A 19078-nucleotide genomic window follows, 5' to 3' on the forward strand; every position below is an offset into this window, starting at 1 on the left:
TTTGGAAGCTATGGTCCTAGCGGTAATAGCGTTGCAGTATTTCCATCGCCAGATTGATTGACTGGATGCGCCTGGTGCTGCCTCCACGGTCCGGATGGTGGATGCTCACCAACTGGCGGTAGCGCCGTTTGATCGCGTGCAGCGTTAGCGAGGCGCCTTCCCGATCCAGCTCGAACAGTTCGAGCGCCGCCTGCTTCTGCTCTGGATCCCAGGCATCGCTCCGCTCATCGAGGTGGTCGCCGCGCATCCGCGACCAGAAACTCGCCAGCAGGCGTTCCACTTCTCCCTCGTCGGTGTCGCGCAGGTTGGTCATGTCCAGGTAGTACTCGCGCAGCGGGTCGTTTTCAACGACGCCGCTGGTCCCAGGCACGTAGGGCTGAAGCTGGACACACAACGGTGAAATCTGAAGAGTGTGGCGGTTCTCGCCCCAAAGCTGGTCGCGCAGACGGTACAGCGCGTTGAAAACGAGGAAATGCGTACGGAACAGCACCAGCTTGTCGAGTAGCGGCAGGTTGGGGATATGCGTGCTGTGACGGGCCTTTAGCTGCTGGATCAGCTGGTATTCGCTGCAGCCTTCCGGCTGTTCGCATAGCAGCACGAAAATCTGCTCGGCCAGGTCCATCTCGGGTTCGAAGTCGTCGGTCATGCAGGCAAGCCTAGCAGCCAGCAGTGCGAATCGTTGGATGGATGGGGTGGGGCGCGCCGCACTTTGCGCGTAAAATGCGCGCCTTTTCGCATTCCACCGGACTCCTCACATGGGCAACCTTTCGGTCAACCAGAACAAACTGCAAAAACGCCTGCGCCGTCTCGCCGGCGAGGCCGTTACCGATTTCAACATGATCGAGGATGGCGACAAGGTCATGGTCTGCCTGTCCGGCGGCAAGTTATAACCAAAAAAATATTTGTAAAGCCTATAAACCTGTAGACATTGCCTGTAAGCCCCGCCTTCCGTCGCTTTTCCTTTCCTCTCGTTTGACAGAACTCATTTATGGACTAGTTTGTAACTAAATCGGTTATTGGACTAGCTTTTTTGTCAATTATGAAAGTCAAACGATACCAATTCAATTCGTTGCCCTTCGTGTCGATAGTGGACGAAGCGGATTGCCCTATTGATCCGTATGTTTCCTGCTACCTCAATGGTGCTTTATCTGCTAAATCGGCCAATACGAGATTTAGGTACGCAAATGAACTGCTGTTCGTGCTGCAGTACTTTTCGGAAAAAAATATTGACCTACCCGAACGAGTTGCGTCGGGCATTTTTATCTCCCAGATGGAGTACATGCAGTTCTATGACAGATGCTGCTTAAGTAAGGGTTCTGGTGATGAAGGTATAAATATAAGATTTCTAGATATAAATGATAAACATCTAAGGAACATCATTGTTGCCAATCAGAAAGGGATGGCAAAGGTCGCTAGCGAAACCTTGCAAGGTCGCATCAGACGACTTCGACAATTTCTTTTATGGTTGTTCGATGAGTTTCACGAAGTGCAAGATGCTGACGAAAAAACAAAAAATAAATTTAATGGGCTTATTGCAGAAATTAGGTTAGATGAAGATGCCCTTGGCAAGAATGGAGGGCAACATGTTGGCGATCCTGAGGAATCGGTGATCCCGGATGACGTTTTCGTAAAGTTTTTAGAGATGGTGATGCCGTCCTCTCCTAATAATCCCTTTAAAGCATCTAGGGTGAGGAATTACTTGATCGTCAATTTGCTAGTCCTAAGCGGCATCAGAAGAGGTGCGCTGGCAAAATTGAAGATTTCTGACTGTCTATTTCATGGCACTAACGATCAGCTAGCTATTTATCGATCTGCAAATGATCCAACAGATCTGCGCTCTGAAAAACCCAATCAAAAGACAAAAGCACACTTCGCCTCGGTTGATCCAGGTTTTTTGGAGAAGGTTAAGTTCTATATTGACAACGTTCGTATTGTCTTTCCTCGTGCGCAATTCCATGACTTCGTGTTTGTCAGCGAAAATGACTCTAAAGGCACTGCGGGTCAGCCTCTTTCTTTAAAGGCAATAAATGCAATATTTCAAAAGCTCTCTAGGTCGCTGGGCTTTCATGTCCATCCTCATTTGTTGCGCCACAAATGGAATGAAATTTTTGATAAGAAAGGGGAGTCGCTTGGGGTCAATCCGGCTTTGCTTGAGGATGCTAGAAAATATGCCATGGGCTGGTCGCAAAATACGACTCAGAACAGACGATATAATGAAAAGCGAATTGCGCTGAAGACGAGAGAGATATCAATGGCGCATCAAAAAAGAGTGGATCCGCAAAAATGACTCGCGAGAAGAGGCGGGAAGTTTTTAAGTCTCTGACTAATGAAGGCTCATGGATTACGGCCAAATCTGGCCTGATGGTAAATACCTCGGAGGATGTATGGATATTACTGCCGAATAATGGAAAAGGAAAACGGTTGTGCGTTGACTGGGTTCATTCGTCTAACATGCCAGATGATGATAAAAACTTAATTCTGAGTGTATTTGTGGACTACGTACGAACCAAGGCTGCGAGTACGGCGTCAGGTATCGTTTGCAATGTAAAGCCATTTATGTTGAATGGCATTCCGTCCTTAGCCAGAGTTAAATCTATATGGAGTGGGCTGCAGACAAACAATAAGAAGGGGCTCAATCAGTTCTTTGGGACGCTCTCTAGGCAAGGTAATACACGGTATGAAGAATATCACAAGTATACGCGGACACATTTGGACAAGGGTAAAGACAATACTCTTGATCCTTCCATTGGGGCACTAAGCGATATTGAGTTTGACTCGTTAGCCAGGCAGATCAATGAAAATATACAAGAGTTCGACTGGGGCGCCAGTCGGGATCTTTTGTTTTTTCAGTCGCCGAGGCTATATGCGCGGCTCAGAAATATAGTCACTAACAAGTTGTTGCTCTCCATCGTAAGGCGGCCAATTCAAATTGCGCTATTGAAATGGTCTGATTTGATCCCCTCGGGTGCGAGTTTTCGCGACGCGGGAATTCTTCCTGTGGACGAAATCGGCACGGTAGGGGGGCAAACATTGCAGCTTAGAGTGTTCATAGTTAAGTCTAAGGGCGCACAATTCTCAAGGGAGCGGCCCGAGCGCTATCCAATACATCTTTCCGAATATATCTCAGGGGTTCTTATAGACTATAAACGGGTGGTATTGGAAGGGCTCAGACTAGTGATGGACTCAGCAGAGATTCAAGTGGATCAATCTGAACTCTTGAGCCTCATGAATGATATGCCTATGTTTCCAGCGGTTGATTTTTTTAAAGTGCGATTTGACTCTTTAGATTTGTTCAAAAGCATGTTTACGCCAAAGTCTACTGCCTACCACATATCGGAGACTGCAGTTGCACACGCCATGAGATGGGTTCCGGTTGCCTCTGATCGAACTGTCGAATGTATGGCTACTTCCAATAGAATTCGTCACACCGTATTAACTCGCGGTGCTCAAAATGGTCTGCCCGCCGTTCAATTGGCCAAGATGACAGGTGTCACCGTGCCGGCTGCAAGGCATTACATAGATTTGGATTATGTATCTAGGAGAGAGATTGACACAAAGTATATCGGAAATGAGTTTCTAAAGAAGGCTTTTAGCCATACCTTAACTGTCGTTCCGGAAGGCGATGAGGTCATTGTCGACAATAAGTTCAACCCTGTTGGTGGGGCACTCAACAAGCATTCCTGCGCGACCTGTTCAACTGTTTTAGGGAGACCATTGGGGTGTTATGGGTGCCCAAACTTTCGTCCGATGCTAGAAGCTGATCACAGGTCGGTATTGGCTGATGCAGAGGGCAAGCTTGCTGCAAACCGCAACTCCCTAGTTAGTCCTATTTACGCCCGAAGTATTGAAAAACTGGAGAGACAGATTGTTTGGGTGAAGCAGACAATAATGGTTTGCGATGAAGAACTCGCAAGGCAGCGCACAATCAATGCTTAACAAATACCTTGGCCGATTGGAGCGGCTCATCAACGAATATCGCGAAGCCGAGCTAGCGCAATTTGAAGGACATGGCGGCAAGAAGGCGGAGTTTGATGATTTGGTCTGGTATCACGTGGACCCCAATACTGGCCGCCGAACCAGATTCTTGTGTGGTGTACATGGGCGTAAGGGCAAAAGCAACGCCGGCAACCATCCCATATACGCCCTTCCTTACCCCTATGACCACCTGATAAAAGTGTGGATCATAGAAACAACGAACACACCACTTTCCGTCAACGAGAAAAAAATTCGGACGTCGGTAGCTAGGAAATTGTTGTCACTCATGGATGGTGATCTCTATGAGCAATCAGAGTGCACAATCACCAGTCTTAATTTGGGGGCGCGTTCAGCTGACCGCTTGCGGCCGTTTCTCGCGTTCTGCGCTGAAAAGGGGGTGATGCGAAAGGTCAACCTGAAGGGCAGCGACAGCAGAGACAGGACGGGACATGCCACGTTTGACAATACGCTGGAGAAACTTCCAGATATCCAAGCAGTGCTTGCGCTAGCCGACATCTTCTCTACTGTATTTGAGTATGTGGATGAACATGGCTCGCTGCGCCCTGGTAAAGAGATAAAAATCCATGATGCCTTAGTAGTGACTTTTGGAACGCTGTCGCTGGCGTCGCCTAATCGAACTTCTGCGGAAATACCTGTTCTTCCTAAACAAAGACTGCATTGTTACTCTGAAAGCAATGGAGAGCCAGTTTATTACCTCGACTGGATTGGAAGTAAAGGCTACGGGAACAACAAGAACCACATACTTGCGGTGCTCGCTGATCCGATAAAGAAAGCCATGAACTTCTTTTACAAAGCATGCGAGCCAGCGAGAATTCTATGTCGATTCTACGAGAACCCGGACCAAAGCTTGAAAGCGTTGCTTGGTGGGTTCGAGATAGCGCCAGAACTAAAGAGGAATTTAAATTTAGCGCAGCGGCCCAATCTTTTCACATTGGGTTATGCATTAGGGTTCTATGGGGCTAATGATTGCGTTCCGATCCTTAAGGAAGGAGTTGATCTGACTTCCACCTATAAAAGTCAAAGAGGCCATTTTTTCGAAAAAAAACCGATTTATTCATTGCGGCCTAAAGATCAGTTGTCCGTGTCGCAAACAAGAAGTGCAGCTTTAGCAGGATTACCCCACTTGTTCGGGTACGCCAATATGCCAAAAGTTTTTTCCGATAAGTCTGTCGTTTCGGTTGAAGAAGTGCAGGAGTGGTGGATTGCTTTCTATAGGACATCAATTTTGCCGGAATTTCCACTCTCATTTTCAAGCGGAGAATCAAGTATCAAGCTTAAGGATGCCATGTTCTGCTTCTTGGGGAGTTGGCTTTATGGTGCGCCCGAGAGTGTCGGAAGTGGTGGGAAAGTTTTTCAAAAGACAAACTATGCGGTGGTGCCATTAGCGTCGCTAGGCGCCTCGGTTCTTACTCGACTGGTCGGCCAGGGGCGCTACACGACATCGATTTTTCAGGATTACGGATTTTCGTCAGAATTAATTCTGCGACCGCATAGTCTGCGGCACTTATCTAACACCCTTGCTGATTTAAGTAGCATTCCAGTTGAAATTATCACTGCTTGGTCTGGCAGAAAGAATCCCGAGCAAACCCATACTTATATTCATACGACTCACGACGAGAAAGCCAGTCGTGTGAGTGCGATATTGAATCCGCCAGATATCGACAGGCGGGATATTCGAGTCGTTTCCCAAAATCAACTTACACAAACCACCAACCTGCCGGCATCTGTCACCTCCACCGGTCTTTGTACTCAAAATCTTAATGTAACGCCTTGCAATTATTTGAACGATTTCGTCTCGCAGTGCTTCATGTGTCCGGAGACTTGTCACATAGCAGGCGATGTGAAGACAATCGAGTTTTTTGAGAAAGATTTATCGTTTCAAACTTTGAGATTAGAATCGGTAGCGTGTGATCCACGCTTACCAAACTCCCAGGCGATGAGGCAGTGGTATCTAATTCACTCGCGAAATACCCATATTCTATCCATGCTGAATGATTTGATGAAAAGTAAGCCTGTCGGAACGATGATTCGTTACTCAAATAAAAATTCTGAGTTCAGTTTGACCGATCTAAATACCAAGATCATTACAAAGGTCGCGTGTGCCCTACCGGATTTTGAGGCTCGCCTGAAGGGTATTATTGAAGATAAGACTGCCAGAACAGCATCTGATGCTAATCCCGAGTTGCGCTCTCTTTTATCCTCTTTCGGTCTGTCTGAAGGGGAGGTGTGATGTGGTAGTACCAAAAATATCAGCTCAGCAACAGCGTAAAATTGAGATTATGTTAGCTAAGTGGGTAGGTAAGCTGACTTGGGACGCGCTGGTCGCTAAGGTAGAGCTTGAGCTTGGCATAAAAACAACTAGACAAACCCTATGCACTTATGTCGGTATCAATACATATTATAAGAATAAAAAAGCTCAACTTCGTGGCGCAACTCCTTCCCTGCTCACAAAGATAACTGCTTCTGAAGTAAAGCTTGTGGAGCAAATAGAGCACTTGAAGGCTGAGGTTGCGGTTCTCAAAAGAAATAATGCAGAGCAACTGCGTATGATTGAGAGGATGCTTTTGAACGCCAATGCCATTCCCAACCTTGATCTCTATGCCTTGATCAAGAAAAGACCTGAAGAGATACAAAATGGCTAATCATTCGTACACCTCCTCGACTATGCCGTATTGGGCACACGCTTGGTGTGCAATCCAAGGGGGCATCCAGGAGAGAAGACTTGCTTTCTCCCGGATATGACCATCACGCTTTAATTGCCCCTTCGCTGACTAGGCGAGCTGTTTGCGGGTCATACGCAAAACCGGTAATCGACCCATCTCGAATGCGCTCAACCGCCTCATCAATCACATGCAGCGGCACCAGAAACCACTCCCTAGGTTTGACCGGATGGCCGAAGCGGTCTTCGATGGTCAAGTCCAGCTGCGCCGCGCCGAACAGGCGGTGGAAGATGTTTTCCAGCCGGGTGCGGTTCAGGTTGTGCAGCTTGTAAGTAGCGACCACCTCCACATCAGCCAGCAGGTAGGTGGCGTCTTTGTCTGCGCCTGCGATGCGGGTTTCCACTCGGCCTCCGGTTACGCCGATCTTGTGGATCAGCTCGCGGTGCTCGGCCACGAAGGGGTGGTTAGACTGGCTGCGCAGCACATAGATAGTGCCGCTTTCTATGTCGTCCGGCTCGGCGATGTCGCTGAACAGTGGGCCTGAGTCGACCTTGATCAGCCGAGATCCGGCACGCCCCTCACTGTCCTTGTAAAGCGCCCGCTGTAGGGATCGTAGCAACAGATCACTTTCCGTCTCATTGGAGTAGATGACGCGCAAACGCCCGTTCGTCTCCGCATTCGGCGTTTTGTAGGTGTCCCCGACTTCGGCGACGTAGGCAATGAGCCCGCTCAGAATGAAGAAGTCTCCAGCCTCAATGCTGGCGTTCTTGCCAAAAGGCTTGGTCACCCAGCGCTTTTGCTTGAGGCCTACTTCCACTTCATCAAACAGCGGCTTGAAATTCTCGAAGTCTTTACAGGGGTTCCGAGCGGCCATCTCTTCAGCCGCTTTTATTGCCGCACTGGAACGCACATGCCTCAGTACCGTTATGTCGTCCTGCTCGACGGACTCACTACCGATGCCCAGCTCGGCGAGCAAGGCGTCCTCATCCAGGTCATCCACATTAGTCGTGGTGACCGCAGTACCTGACAGTAGGCCGTGAGTATCCAGACCGGCCAGTAGGGTTTGTGCCTCTGGCAGTTTGCGCAGTTGATCCAGGCGCACGGCATACAAGCGCTCAAAAATGTCGCGGTCTTCGCCATGCAGCGGAGCGCGGCCGTGGGTCTGATAGAAGCGCTGAATGTCCTCGAAACCAGCGATGATGCGCTCTTCGCGAGGAGTTCGAGTGGCTGTCTTGAGCGTGGGGACTTCTACCCCCAGCGCCTCCAGCAGGTCGTCATCGTTCATATCAGCCATTGGCGGATTCCCCCTGCGCCGCTTTGGCTTGGGCGCGGTAGCGTGCCAATGCTGCTACGCCTTCAGCCAAGCGTTTTTCCCAGGCATCGGCAGAGTTGATGTCGGGCAGGCGGCCGCGCTCGTTCTTGAACTGCAGGGCACGCTTGGCCAGCTCTCGCGCCTCATCTTCGGGGATGCTCACCTTCTTGGCGGCAATGCTGGCCTGAACCTGGCGCAGAGACTTTTCATCCATTGCCTTCGCCAGTACCGCATAGGCGGCATCGAAGGGGTTGATGCGGTCGATCAGGTCAATGTCCAGCTCGCGCACGTTAACGAATTTGCGCACGCCATCAAGCAGTGCTGTGCTGCCCTGCACGTTGTCGCTACCGTTTGCATCTGCCTGCGCCAGAGCCAACTTGGCCTGCTGGGTAATGTTCATGGCGGCGATGGCGTGCTGGCGGATGGCTTCCTGGTCGACGTCGCTCAAATCGGGGTACCGCTCGCGCACGATCTTGCCCATGCGCAGTTGAGTCAGCTCTTCCGGCAGGGTGTTCTCCTTATCGAACAGGCCGCGCTCCAGCACGGTTTTGTCCTGCAGGAAGCTGGTCACTACTTCGTTCAAGTCTTCTTTGCAGATGCGCGTGGCTTCTGTGCTTTGCGGCGTGGTCAGGCCGTTAATCTCGACATGGAACTGGCCCGTGGTTTCATTCACACCCAGGTTGGTGCCGCCCGGTTGATACCCCTCCGGGCCATAATTGAAGCCTTCTTTCGGCCCGGTATCTTTCGGGGTGAACTCATAGCGCGGGGCGAGCACCTGTTCCATCAGCAGGCTGGCAGAAATGGCCTTGAGCATATCGTTTACCGCTTCGGCTACAGCTGCTTGATCAGCCATTGGCTCTGCGATCAGGTTGGTGAAGCGTGAGCGCTCTTTACCTTCTGCATCGCGGGTGGCACGGCCAATGATCTGCACGATTTCGGTCAGGCTCGAACGGTAGCCGATGGTCAGCGCATGCTCGCACCAGATCCAGTCAAAGCCCTCCTTCGCCATGCCCAGAGCGATGATCACATCGACGTTGTCGCGGTTGTTTTTCTGCGCCGGGTCTTTCAATGCGCCGAGCACTTTGGAGCGTTTGCCTGGGTCGCTGTCATCCACCAGGTCGGCCACTTTCAGCGTGCGGCCGTCCTTGGCTTTGATCAGGTGAAAGCCGGTGGTCGGGTCTACACCCTGCCAATCGCCGAGCGCGCTCATGATCTCGTTGACCTCGCGCTCTTTGTCCTTGAGGCTCTCGCGGGCATTTACGTTTGGAATGTGGACGATGGTTTTCAGTGCCGGGTCCAGCACCTTGGCGACCGCATCCACGTACCGGCCGGTGTAGAAGAAGTAGCCAATATCCAGCGACTTGAGCCAGCGGTAGCCGTTGAGCTGCTCGTAGTAGGTGTAGGTGACTGTCTCAAATTTGTTCTCTTCCGACGGGGCCAGCACGGCCTCGCTGTCACCACGGAAGTAGGAGCCGGTCATGGCAACCAGATGCACCTTGTCGCGGTTGATAAACGCGCTCAGTTGGCTGCCCAGTTTGTTGTCCGGATTGGCGGAAACGTGGTGGAACTCGTCGATGGCAATCAGGCGGTTGTCGAAAGCGTCGATGCCTAACTCTTCCACGGCAAAGCGGAAGGTGGCATGGGTGCAGACCAGCACCTTGTCGCTGCTGGTCAGGAAGGCGCGCACTGCATCTACCTTGGACTTGGCCACACGCGGTTCATCGATGCCTGGTGCATTGCACAGGTTCCACTGGGGGGCTACTTGCCAGTCCCAGTAGAAGCCATGTTGGCTCAGCGATTCATCGGCAAAGCTGCCGCCAATGGAGCGCTCCGGCACTACGACGATAGCCTGTTGCAGTCCCTGGTTATGGAGCTTGTCCAGGGCGATAAACATCAGGGCGCGGGACTTACCTGATGCCGGTGGCGATTTAATCAGCAAATACTGTTCGCCGCGCTTGGTATAGGCGCGTTCCTGCATGGTACGCATGCCCAGCTCATTTGCCTTGCTGGATGCCCCAGTGTGCGCGGTAGCAATGGATACCGACGGCACCGTGTATCTGTTGGTCGGGTTGGTAGTGTTAGTCACTGTGATTCTTCCTCCATGAGAGTACCGTCGCCTGGGCATTGTGGATGCGGCCTTTGAGATCAGCTAACCACTCGCCGTAGCCTTCGGGGGGCGTGGTCAGGTTAGCAAGGGTATCGCTCATGCCTTTTCCCTCGTGGCTTTTTCGGCGCGGCCTTCGATGTATCTGCTGTCATCTTGGTGTAGAGGTCAAACAGCTTTTCCAGTCGTTCGGTATCGTTTCTAAAACGCCGACCGATGTAGATACGCTCCAGCACTTCATCGTTGCGCTCGTGGGCGCGGCGCAGGTTGGCCGGCATGGCGTCCGGGGCGTACAGATCGGCGATGGTGGCGGGGAAGTGGGCTTCGCGGGCCAGGAGAATGTCCTCGGCGCAGCGCGTCAGGTCCGCCTTGTTCTGCTCGGTGAGTAGCGGCACTGGGAAGGTGTTCCAGCCAAGAGTGTTCGAGTAGCGAAAGTCAGTTTTCATTTTTCCGCAGACAGTGCCGATCCAGACTAAGTGCAAGCGGGAAGCAATCAGGGCCATGTTCCAGAGCGGAGCATCGTAGAGGGCGAAGGCGAGATTGGAAACGATAGTCCCGGCAGGCGCATAACCGCAGGGCAGATACGCGCGAGTTTCGGAGGAGACGCTAGGGACAATGAGCGTTGAATGCTTGCCGAAGTACATTCTTTGGAATTGGTGTGGTCTTTCAGCGATGTCCCTTGCTGTCTTCCCACCGTTGAGTCGCATATTGCGCACATCACGAAGACGTTGAGCAATAGGATGGATCGTTTGTGCTTCAGCCAAGTGCTGATCTTCGATCCACAGACAGTAACGCTCCAGGCCGCGAATGAACTCAGCGGAGCCATAAATCCGGCGAATAAATTGGCCTTGCTGAGCAGGTGTGAGTTGCAGGGCGTCGCGTTCGTCCCGCGAGAGCAGCAAATGACCGCCATCTATTGGAGTATTTCCAAAAGTCATCTCACTCTGCGTACCCAGGGGCTGGCTAGTCTTATCCACAATGACACTATCACCTACCGCCAGATATGCATTGATATGCGCACATTGGCGTTCGATGGTCTGTCCCGAGTCGTCCAGAGAGAACAAGCGCCTCGGATTGCGTGGCTGCGTTGTGATGCCAATGATGACTACAGTCACACCTGCATTGTGGCTGGCAAGATTGGCCCAACGAAAGGATGTGTGGGCAAATTCGATTTGGCGGCCACTGGCAAATATCTCCGGCCACAGGATTGGAACTTGCAGACCCTGGCAAATGGAGTTGGTGGACACGAAAGCCGCAGCAGAGCGGGTTTTGGTGCCGTAATCAGCGGCCTTAATGAACCAGCCGGCAACATAATCGAGCGACTTCCAGTTCTGGATTCGCCTATCGAAAAGAGTCTGCAAGTCAGCCTTTTGTTCGTCCTTCTGATCCCGTGAGCCAAGATACGGCGGATTCCCGCAGATATACGTTTCCCCACCTTCGTTCTCGAAATCAATTTCTGTCTGATTGAGAGGCGTGCCAAATAAGTCATCGGCGAGCACTCTCACGCCTGTTCCCGTTGGCGGGCAGATGCTCAGCCAGTCCAGCCGCAGCGCATTGCCGCAAACGATCCAGTTCTGCGCATCCAGAGGCAGAAACTCCGCCAGCGCATCCTGCTGGCCGCGATACAGCACATCGCACTGAAATTCGGCAATGATTAGCGCCAGACGGGCAATCTCTGCCGGAAAGTCGCGCAGTTCGATGCCGCGAAAATTGGTCAGAGGGATTTCCGATTTATTGTTGGCCTCGCCTCGGCGGCGATTGATCTCGGCTTCAATCTCGCGCATCTGCTTGTAGGCGATAACCAGGAAGTTGCCGGACCCGCAGGCAGGGTCAAACACACGGATGCGCGCCATGCGCTTGCGCAGGTTCAGCAGCTTGGCTTTGTTGTCGCCCGCAGCGTCTAGTTGAGCACGCAGGTCATCCAGGAAGAGCGGGTTCAACACTTTCAGAATGTTGGGCACGCTGGTGTAGTGCATGCCGAGTGCGCCACGCTCTTCATCATCGGCTACGGCCTGGATCATGCTGCCGAAGATGTCTGGGTTGATTTTTTGCCAGTTGAGGTTGCCAGCGTGCAGCAGGTAGGTGCGCGCCATGCGCGTGAAGCGTGGCACTTCGGTACTGCCGGAGAACAAACCGCCATTCACATAAGGGAAGGTGTTGGCCCAACTGGGTAGGCGCGGCTGAGCGGTGGCGCGCTCGGCCAGCTTGATGTTCATGGCGCGGAAGATTTCCGACAGCACTTGGTGGGTGTTGGAGCCGTCGCGTTCGCTGAACTGCTCAACCGTCTTGGTAAACAGACCATCGCCAGTGAAGATGTCGGTGTCTTCGGCAAAGAAGCAGAAAATCAGCCGCGCCATAAAGTGGTTCATGTCATGGCGGCGTTCGGCTTTGGCCCAGTCTGGGTTTTCATTCAGCAGCTCGACGTACAGCTTGTTCAAGCGGCTCGTGGCGCGCACGTCGATGGGGTTGTCCTTGATCTCCTTGATGGTGGAGATGCCGGCCAGCGGCAGCAGGAAGCCGAAATGGTTGGGAAGGTCTGGATAGCCGCAGGTGATGGTTTCACCCGTGATCAGCTCCTCGGCCTCCAGCGTTTGTCCGTCGGTAGCGAGGATGAATTTGGCCTTGGCTTTTGCGGTGGCCGGGCTGGCACGCAATGCCTTGAGCGTATCGCCCACGCTGCCGGGCTCGCAGGTGGCGATATGAATGTTGTTGCGCAGTAGTACGCCGCGAGGTACGTCCGAGGCGTTGTTGTTGCCGGCGCGCAGCCGCTTGAGAGCGGTTTCCTTATTGCCGAATGCGGCCAGGAAGGTGAACGGAAACTCCACCGCGTCAAAGGGCTCAAAGGCCAGGTCCGAAATGGCGGACTCAATTTCTACTGCATTCATGGTTTACCACTATCCAGCATCGCTGATGCGCGAATGCGGCGATTTTAGCCGCTAAATTTTTGGGTAATGGCTACCTCCCGGCCGGCACATGCTGCTCTGTCAGCCTGGCGTCAGCATCGGCAACTCAGCTCTGCTCAGAAGCGTTGACGCATGCCTAATGCCATCGGCAGCGACATCTGAGCGCCCTGAGCCAGTGACCGGGAAATCAACCACTACACGATGCCGGGGGATGATAAAGGAAGGCGCTTCTGTAATGCGAAAAAGCCGCAGACCAGGTTTTGATCTGAGAGCGAAATTTGGCCTGGATCTGGTCAGGCCTTCTTGAACACCGCTCTCGATCAGATGCGGAGCTACAGCTCTGACAACTGAGGCAGAAGGCAGGATGGATCGCAAGCGAGCTCGCTTGCAATGCGATAGAGCTTCTCGACGGTGATGTTTACTTCGCCACGCTCGATTCGCCCCATATAGCTACGGTCCATACTGCAGGCCAGCGCTAGAGCATCCTGAGAAATCCGACAGGCCTTTCTCTGCGTCCGGATGCGTTCCCCTAACGCCTTCGCCAACTTATCCATGACCGTCTCAATTCCACTTGAGGCGGCACTATCGTGTGTTTGCGGACGTAGGAGCCACGGATTATAATCCGCATTTCCTCTGCGTTAACTCTTCTGGTGCCTCAATGAAATCGGCCTCGTTTACCTTCGACAGGCGTCTGTATGAGCTGCTTCAGGAGGAAGGGCGTTCAAGGTTCACGACGCGTGAACTGCGTGATGCCTATGCCAAGCGCCTGGATGGCATGACTTTCCGTATCGGTGATGTGCGCCGCTATGTGTATGAGCAGATCCGCCGAATGCTGCGCATGGGTTGGGTTGTGCTCGATGAAGAGCGCCGTTCGCGGGGACAGGTCTACCACCTGCTGCCGATTCCGGCACATCTGCAATTGGAGCTGATCGACAACGGGTTCGAGAACAGCCATAAGACTGCTTGTGAGCCAGAGCAGGAGCCGTCAGCGTTCGATAATTCGGCGGTGCCGCAACCATCAGTCGATGCGGATCAGCACCTGGAGGCGCTCCTCAAGGAAATCAGGCTGGACTTCCTCGCATCGATGGGCGAGGCGGAGCGATACAAGCTGCTCCTCGATGATATGCCGCATCTCCGGGATAAGGTCGAAGGCGAGTACCTGGAAGCTAGAGACCGAAGCTCGCGCCTGCTGGGCCATCTTCGCGCCATCGAGAAGACACTCAAGACGCTTGCCTCCGCACGATGACCACACTGCTGCGAAACTGGCAACGCCGCTGCATCGACGCGGCACTGGAGCACTTTACTGCCACGCCGCACTTCTTCTGCCAGGCAACGCCGGGTGCCGGTAAGACGCGTATGGCGGCAGAGCTGGCCAGCAGGCTGCTTGAGCAGGACCGGATCGATCTGGTGCTCTGCTTCGCACCATCCTGCCAAGTTGTCGAGGGCTTTCGCTCGTCCTTTGCTGCGGTGCTCGGCAGACGCTTGGACGGCCAACTCGGCGCAGTTGGGGCGGCGTTCACCTATCAAGCCATGGAATACCGAGATGAGACGTTCTGGCGACTCCTCGATGACTACCGTGTGTTCGTGGTTTTCGACGAAATCCACCACTGCGCCGGCCACGATGTACTTCTGAGTAACGCCTGGGGCCAACAGATTCTTCAGCGGATACAGGACAGGGCAGCCTTCACCTTGGCCCTCTCCGGCACCCCATGGCGTTCGGACGACCGGGCCATTGCCCTGGCCCGCTACTCGACGCCCGAGGGGTACCTGATCTGCGACTACCGCTACGGATTGAAAGAGGCCATTGCTGATGGTGTGTGCCGTTCCCCTCGCATTGTCCTGCTCGACAACCAGAAGGTGATACTTACCGAGGAGCTGGACACGGAGAGCACTGTCAGGATGTTTCCCAGCATTGCCAAACTATTGGGGGAGTCCCCTGTCACCTACGAAGAGCTGTTGCGCCATGACGAGGTGATTGACCAGTTACTCGGTCTCGGGTGCAGCAAGCTGGATGAGCTTCGCCTGATCAAGCCTGATGCGGCAGGCTTAGTGGTTGCCACCGACATCGAGCACGCCCAGCAAATTGCCTTGGCCCTGGAAACCCTGGGTGAAGGTTGCCGCATCGTGACCAACAAAACCCCGGCTGCGCAGCAGGTTATCAATGCGTTCAGACACAGCGCCTGCCGTTGGATTATCGCAGTTGGAATGATCAGCGAAGGCACGGACATTCCTCGACTCCAGGTGTGCTGCTACCTCAGTCGCATCCGCACTGAGCTGCATTACCGACAAGTGCTTGGGCGAGTGCTTCGGCGCACAGGCGAGCCCGATAATCAGGCGTGGCTATTCATGTTAGCGGAGCCGACACTGCAGTGCTTGGCAGAGAGAATTGCAGATGATCTACCGGATGACCTGGCAGTGCTGAACGAGGTAGAGATGCCAGCCTCCACTTCAGGTTCAATATCTGGCTGGATTGGGGCTGCTGGTAATATCGATGTCCTGGATGACAGTAATGGAAGTGGCATTGCGCAGGTAATTGGGGCAGGTGCTACATGCGCCTTATCCCTGGGGGGCTCTGCCGCTGAGCCAAACCATCTGGTCAGCTTTTCCAAGCACTACCGGCAACAGTTGCTGGCTTGCTTTTGATGCTTGTATGGAGGACTGAATTCAAGCGTCGGCAGACGTGGTTGACTGAATCAGGAGATAGCCGCATTGACCCTTTCTCACGAAAGAACCCGCAGCGTCATCAAGACCGAAGAGTTCCTGCGAGAGCTCGCCCGTAACACTGAGCTGCCTCAGGATATCCGCAGCTATGCGAAAAGCCTGCTCAGGCACTACCCGTCGGCCGACCAGATCCTCTCGTTGGGGCGCCTTGAAGAGTGCCTGGTGAGCGATGCACCAGATGATGAATATCGACGGCGGGTGATCGCTTTTCATCAGCCGCTGTTCAGCTCGTCATTGGACTTCACGCGATAGAAATGAGAGCCGCAATGTCCAGCACTGATTTTGCTCTGTCGGTATCCACCCGCATTGCGCAACGGATTAAGCGCTTACCCAAAGGGCAACCCTTCTGCATCGGCCGCTTTGCGGAGCTTGGAGCGCGTGGCGCCATATCCAAGGCACTAGCTCGGCTGGTCAGCCAAGGCGAACTTGAACGGGTGCATCGAGGAATTTACATGCGCCCGAAATCCAGTCGATACGTTGCACGGGTCCGCCCAAATGTATGGGAAGTAGTGAGCTTGATCGCTAGGCAGAACCGCCATGTTCTACAGATTCATGGCGCTCATGCGGTCAGGTTGTTTGGACTGAGCACCCAGATGCCGCTCATTCCGATCTATTACACCAGCGGACCCAGCCGATCATTTTTTATAGGTAAGGGTGAGGTCCGGTTGGTACATGCGGCACCAATGGTCATGCAGCGTGCCGGGACCGAGGTAGGGACGGCTATCAGCGCACTATTTTATCTCGGTAAAGACGGCTCGACCCCGGAATGCATTGCCGCGATCAAGAAGGTGCTCAGGCCAGAAGACCTAACCACATTAATGGCCTGCAAAATGCCGAAATGGATGCGCATGGCGTTGGAGTAGTCAGCGCGCATACACACCGTCAACACGCTTGCTCCTTAACGCTCTGTCAGGCAGATTTCCGTTGCTGGCCGAGTCCGACCAAGCGACATCGGCGGCATCCCTTCACCCCTTGACCAAACGGAGATGGGCACCTGATTTCCCACCAGAGTCGGATGGGTTAGCGCTCTGCCCCTTCAACACGTTCAACATCAATCCGAACGTCAATTCATTGATCTCCTCAGGACTGATTGCCAGTTCTCCCGCGACGCCAGCTTTCCCAACCCCATCTGCACGTAACGCGGCGAAAATCTTCTCCAGGATCACTGACCGCTCATGAGCAATAGATTCCGGCTCTTCGGTGCGATAGCCCTCTTGAGCAATCTGAATACACAGCGTTCGGTAAGCCCACTCCGTGGAAAGCCCCAGGCTATGAAGCCGGTAATTTAAGGCTGCCACAGAAACGGACCAGAGCTTCTTGTATTTGATTAGGCTTTTGATAGTGATCGAACGTGGAGCCATCGCTAGAACGCTTGCACGTGGCATTAGAAAAGCCGACGCAAAGGCATTCGCCTCACGCTCTAAATCAGGTCCTTGTGGGTGGGCATGCTGGTGCATAACCAAATGTCCTAATTCATGAGCTGCGTCAAAGCGGCAACGCTCGGCCGACTTAAAGGTATTCAAGAACATAAAGGGGCGGCCGCCACTCCACATCGAGAACGCGTCGACCTCCTTTGCATCAATTGCAAGTGAGTAGACACGAACGCCTTTCGACTCAAGAAGCGCAATCATGTTCTTAACCGGCTGCTCACCTAAACCCCAGTGTGCCCTCAGCATCTCCGCAGCGGCCTCTGGCGCTTGGGCACTGCGTGATAGTGCCAGCTTATCGAGCGCCTCAAAATTCGTCAGTGCAGCGCGTTCGGACCCCAGGTCCGGAAGATCTGGCTCTGGCAAATCGAAACGTTGCTCGATCCAGTCATTCAGCAGGAGCGCAATTGCGCCTGCACCGAGAGCTGAATCCCTAAGGCCAGCAGTCATCTTTGAGAGCGACCGGAAACTGGCAACATCCGGCGTTGGCACCTCAGGATCATCACCAAAGAAAAACGCTTCGGGGAACCGAAGCGTTTTAGCGATTTTTGCAAGGGTTCCAGGCTCAGGCTCCTGCGTGCCACTCTCGTAGCCGGAGACTGATCGCTCCGTTACTCCTATATGAGTGGCAAGCTCACGCTTTTTCATACCTCGCCGGCGACGGGCGAGCGCAAATCGTTGTGGATTAAACATGATCTATCACGAGCTTTTACGGCGAATTTCGATGTCGATATCCGGACCGCCTGGGGAGGTAACCTCAAAGAAATCATCATCAAGAGCAAGGGTGCCAAGCATGATGCGTTCAGACCAGAAATTGATCTTGCCGCCTTTACCCATTCCCGATGGACGTGAGAGCTCGATGCGGATTTCCTTCTTCACCGTGTCGGTGTGGTGGAGCAGGATCCAGGTCTCATGAGGGCCTGATTCAGGCAGCTCCTCCGGATCGGGCAGCAAGTCATCAAACATGTCGAACTGGCAGTTCCGCTCAACAGCATCAACTGTATTTTTACCCTTCCTGGATCGGCTGCTCGGCATCCCCAGCAGATTTCCAACATAGCTATCTCCCGATGCGACAGCAATCGCGAGATTGAGCGCCGAGTGAACGGTAAGAGGGTAGTTCGACTGTTCATGCGCGACCCACCCTAGTGGGCGCAGCTGATCGCGCACCGCTCCTACCAACCAGCCCCACATTTCAAGGCCGGGAAAAATGCTGGGATGGTTAGGAGTCAGGCGAACCCGCTGTAGGTGAGCTTGATTGATAGCCTCACGCAGTGGCTCGCGCTCCAGACTCAACTGTTCAAGACGGGCGGCGATTTCATCCTGATCACTGAATACCTGGCAAGCCTGCATCTGAGGACTCCTAACACAACGGTGACTTCCGGTTATTCTTCCTCAAATGAGGTAAAAAAACAAGAAGCACACGTCGCGGAGGGAGACCGAGAGGACGTTGCAGCATGCGTGTTGCCGCCTGTGCATTTTCCACCCACATGCCGGAATTTCATTGACCCAGTTTCGAGCACCAAGCGAGTTGTAGAATTTCGCTTTCAGACTGCTGGGTTAGGGCAGAATAGCGTCGGCACCTGGGTTAAAAATGCACTGGCGATAACATTTGATGTTTGCGGCAGTACCGCCTCCCGTTCCGGATTGGCACAGTAATAGACTTGATTCAAATTCGGAGGAAGCATGGGTATTTCGTATTACCTCGCATGTTTGGAGACCCGGCAATATGTCTGGGTTGGCAGGCTTGACCCACAGGGGGAGGTGCCGGCGGTGGACGTCGAAGGCTCCATCGCCATGTTCGCGCTGGAGAATCGGAACAAACCGTTGATCGTCGTTAGTGAAAGCCATCCGATCCTCGAAGAGGGAATGGAGTGGTCGCCGCCCGCAACGCAAGAAACGTGCAGCGGACAACCATGACGAACCACCGCCAACCGCATCTGTCGAAGACCTGCCAT

Annotated in this window: 16 protein-coding genes and 1 pseudogene; 10 read left to right on the forward strand and 7 right to left on the reverse strand. The window is 53.3% G+C overall.

The features are described from left to right. Positions 1-16: 16 nt before the first annotated feature. The gene (locus NA645_RS18595; RefSeq protein WP_256050211.1) at positions 17-646 is read right to left on the reverse strand and encodes a DNA-J related domain-containing protein; all 630 of its coding nucleotides are present in this window, start codon (positions 644-646) and stop codon (positions 17-19) included. 109 nt (positions 647-755) lie between these two features. Here NA645_RS18595 and NA645_RS18600 point away from each other — a divergent pair. The 5 genes and pseudogenes from NA645_RS18600 to NA645_RS18620 form a co-directional block, all read left to right on the forward strand. Further along, positions 756-884 (forward strand): annotated as a pseudogene (locus tag NA645_RS18600) (tRNA 2-thiocytidine(32) synthetase TtcA); the annotation flags it as partial. 203 nt (positions 885-1087) lie between these two features. Continuing rightward, on the forward strand, positions 1088-2287 hold the full coding sequence (locus NA645_RS18605; protein WP_227343405.1) for a site-specific integrase: 1200 nt from the start codon (positions 1088-1090) through the stop codon (positions 2285-2287). Beyond that, positions 2284-3936: a hypothetical protein gene (locus NA645_RS18610; protein ID WP_126189397.1), complete on the forward strand. Its 1653-nt coding sequence runs from the start codon at positions 2284-2286 to the stop codon at positions 3934-3936. Before NA645_RS18605 ends, NA645_RS18610 begins: the two co-directional genes overlap by 4 nt. Then, complete coding sequence (locus NA645_RS18615; RefSeq protein ID WP_041106970.1) at positions 3899-6226, forward strand: hypothetical protein; 2328 nt, start codon at positions 3899-3901, stop codon at positions 6224-6226. Before NA645_RS18610 ends, NA645_RS18615 begins: the two co-directional genes overlap by 38 nt. Position 6227: 1 nt before the next feature. Then, positions 6228-6638, forward strand: a complete 411-nt coding sequence (locus tag NA645_RS18620) for a hypothetical protein (protein ID WP_052649197.1) — start codon at positions 6228-6230, stop codon at positions 6636-6638. Positions 6639-6741: 103 nt separating this feature from the next. Here the strand turns inward: NA645_RS18620 and NA645_RS18625 are convergent, their stop codons facing one another. The 4 genes from NA645_RS18625 to NA645_RS18640 form a co-directional block, all read right to left on the reverse strand. After that, positions 6742-7950 carry a GIY-YIG nuclease family protein gene (locus tag NA645_RS18625; RefSeq protein ID WP_023082699.1) on the reverse strand — a complete coding sequence of 403 codons (1209 nt, stop codon included), beginning with the start codon at positions 7948-7950 and terminating at the stop codon, positions 6742-6744. Then, a complete protein-coding gene (locus NA645_RS18630; RefSeq protein ID WP_063880481.1) occupies positions 7943-10093 on the reverse strand; it encodes a hypothetical protein in 2151 nt (716 codons plus the stop codon). The genes NA645_RS18625 and NA645_RS18630 overlap by 8 nt, the downstream gene beginning before the upstream one ends. Positions 10094-10155: 62 nt before the next feature. After that, the gene (locus NA645_RS18635; RefSeq protein WP_126189396.1) at positions 10156-12957 is read right to left on the reverse strand and encodes a class I SAM-dependent DNA methyltransferase; all 2802 of its coding nucleotides are present in this window, start codon (positions 12955-12957) and stop codon (positions 10156-10158) included. A 350-nt stretch (positions 12958-13307) separates the two neighbouring features. Continuing rightward, positions 13308-13529, reverse strand: coding sequence for a helix-turn-helix domain-containing protein (locus tag NA645_RS18640; RefSeq protein WP_041106964.1), 222 nt, complete (start codon positions 13527-13529; stop codon positions 13308-13310). 104 nt (positions 13530-13633) lie between these two features. Between NA645_RS18640 and NA645_RS18645 the strand changes: the two genes are divergently transcribed. From NA645_RS18645 to NA645_RS18660, 4 genes are all read left to right on the forward strand, one after another. Further along, positions 13634-14221, forward strand: coding sequence for a hypothetical protein (locus NA645_RS18645; RefSeq protein ID WP_041106962.1), 588 nt, complete (start codon positions 13634-13636; stop codon positions 14219-14221). Next, positions 14218-15618, forward strand: a complete 1401-nt coding sequence (locus NA645_RS18650; protein WP_023083090.1) for a DEAD/DEAH box helicase — start codon at positions 14218-14220, stop codon at positions 15616-15618. Before NA645_RS18645 ends, NA645_RS18650 begins: the two co-directional genes overlap by 4 nt. A 66-nt stretch (positions 15619-15684) precedes the next feature. Further along, positions 15685-15948 (forward strand): BPSL0761 family protein, encoded by a 264-nt coding sequence (locus tag NA645_RS18655; protein WP_073865899.1) that lies wholly within the window; start codon positions 15685-15687, stop codon positions 15946-15948. Positions 15949-15962: 14 nt separating this feature from the next. Next, entirely contained in the window at positions 15963-16559 is a 597-nt protein-coding gene (locus NA645_RS18660) for a DUF6088 family protein (protein ID WP_041106958.1), read from the forward strand. A 102-nt stretch (positions 16560-16661) separates the two neighbouring features. On the opposite strand, the gene NA645_RS18665 is transcribed toward NA645_RS18660, so the two are convergent. Together NA645_RS18665 and NA645_RS18670 are read right to left on the reverse strand one after the other, a co-directional pair. Further along, entirely contained in the window at positions 16662-17816 is a 1155-nt protein-coding gene (locus NA645_RS18665; RefSeq protein WP_031653271.1) for a helix-turn-helix domain-containing protein, read from the reverse strand. Between the two features lie 6 nt (positions 17817-17822). Then, positions 17823-18473 (reverse strand): hypothetical protein, encoded by a 651-nt coding sequence (locus NA645_RS18670; RefSeq protein ID WP_045428535.1) that lies wholly within the window; start codon positions 18471-18473, stop codon positions 17823-17825. 333 nt (positions 18474-18806) lie between these two features. Between NA645_RS18670 and NA645_RS18675 the strand changes: the two genes are divergently transcribed. Beyond that, positions 18807-19040 (forward strand): hypothetical protein, encoded by a 234-nt coding sequence (locus NA645_RS18675; RefSeq protein WP_031653269.1) that lies wholly within the window; start codon positions 18807-18809, stop codon positions 19038-19040. Positions 19041-19078 lie beyond the last annotated feature (38 nt).

The sequence above is a fragment of the Stutzerimonas stutzeri genome (assembly GCF_024448955.1).
Lineage (GTDB): Bacteria > Pseudomonadota > Gammaproteobacteria > Pseudomonadales > Pseudomonadaceae > Stutzerimonas > Stutzerimonas stutzeri_AQ.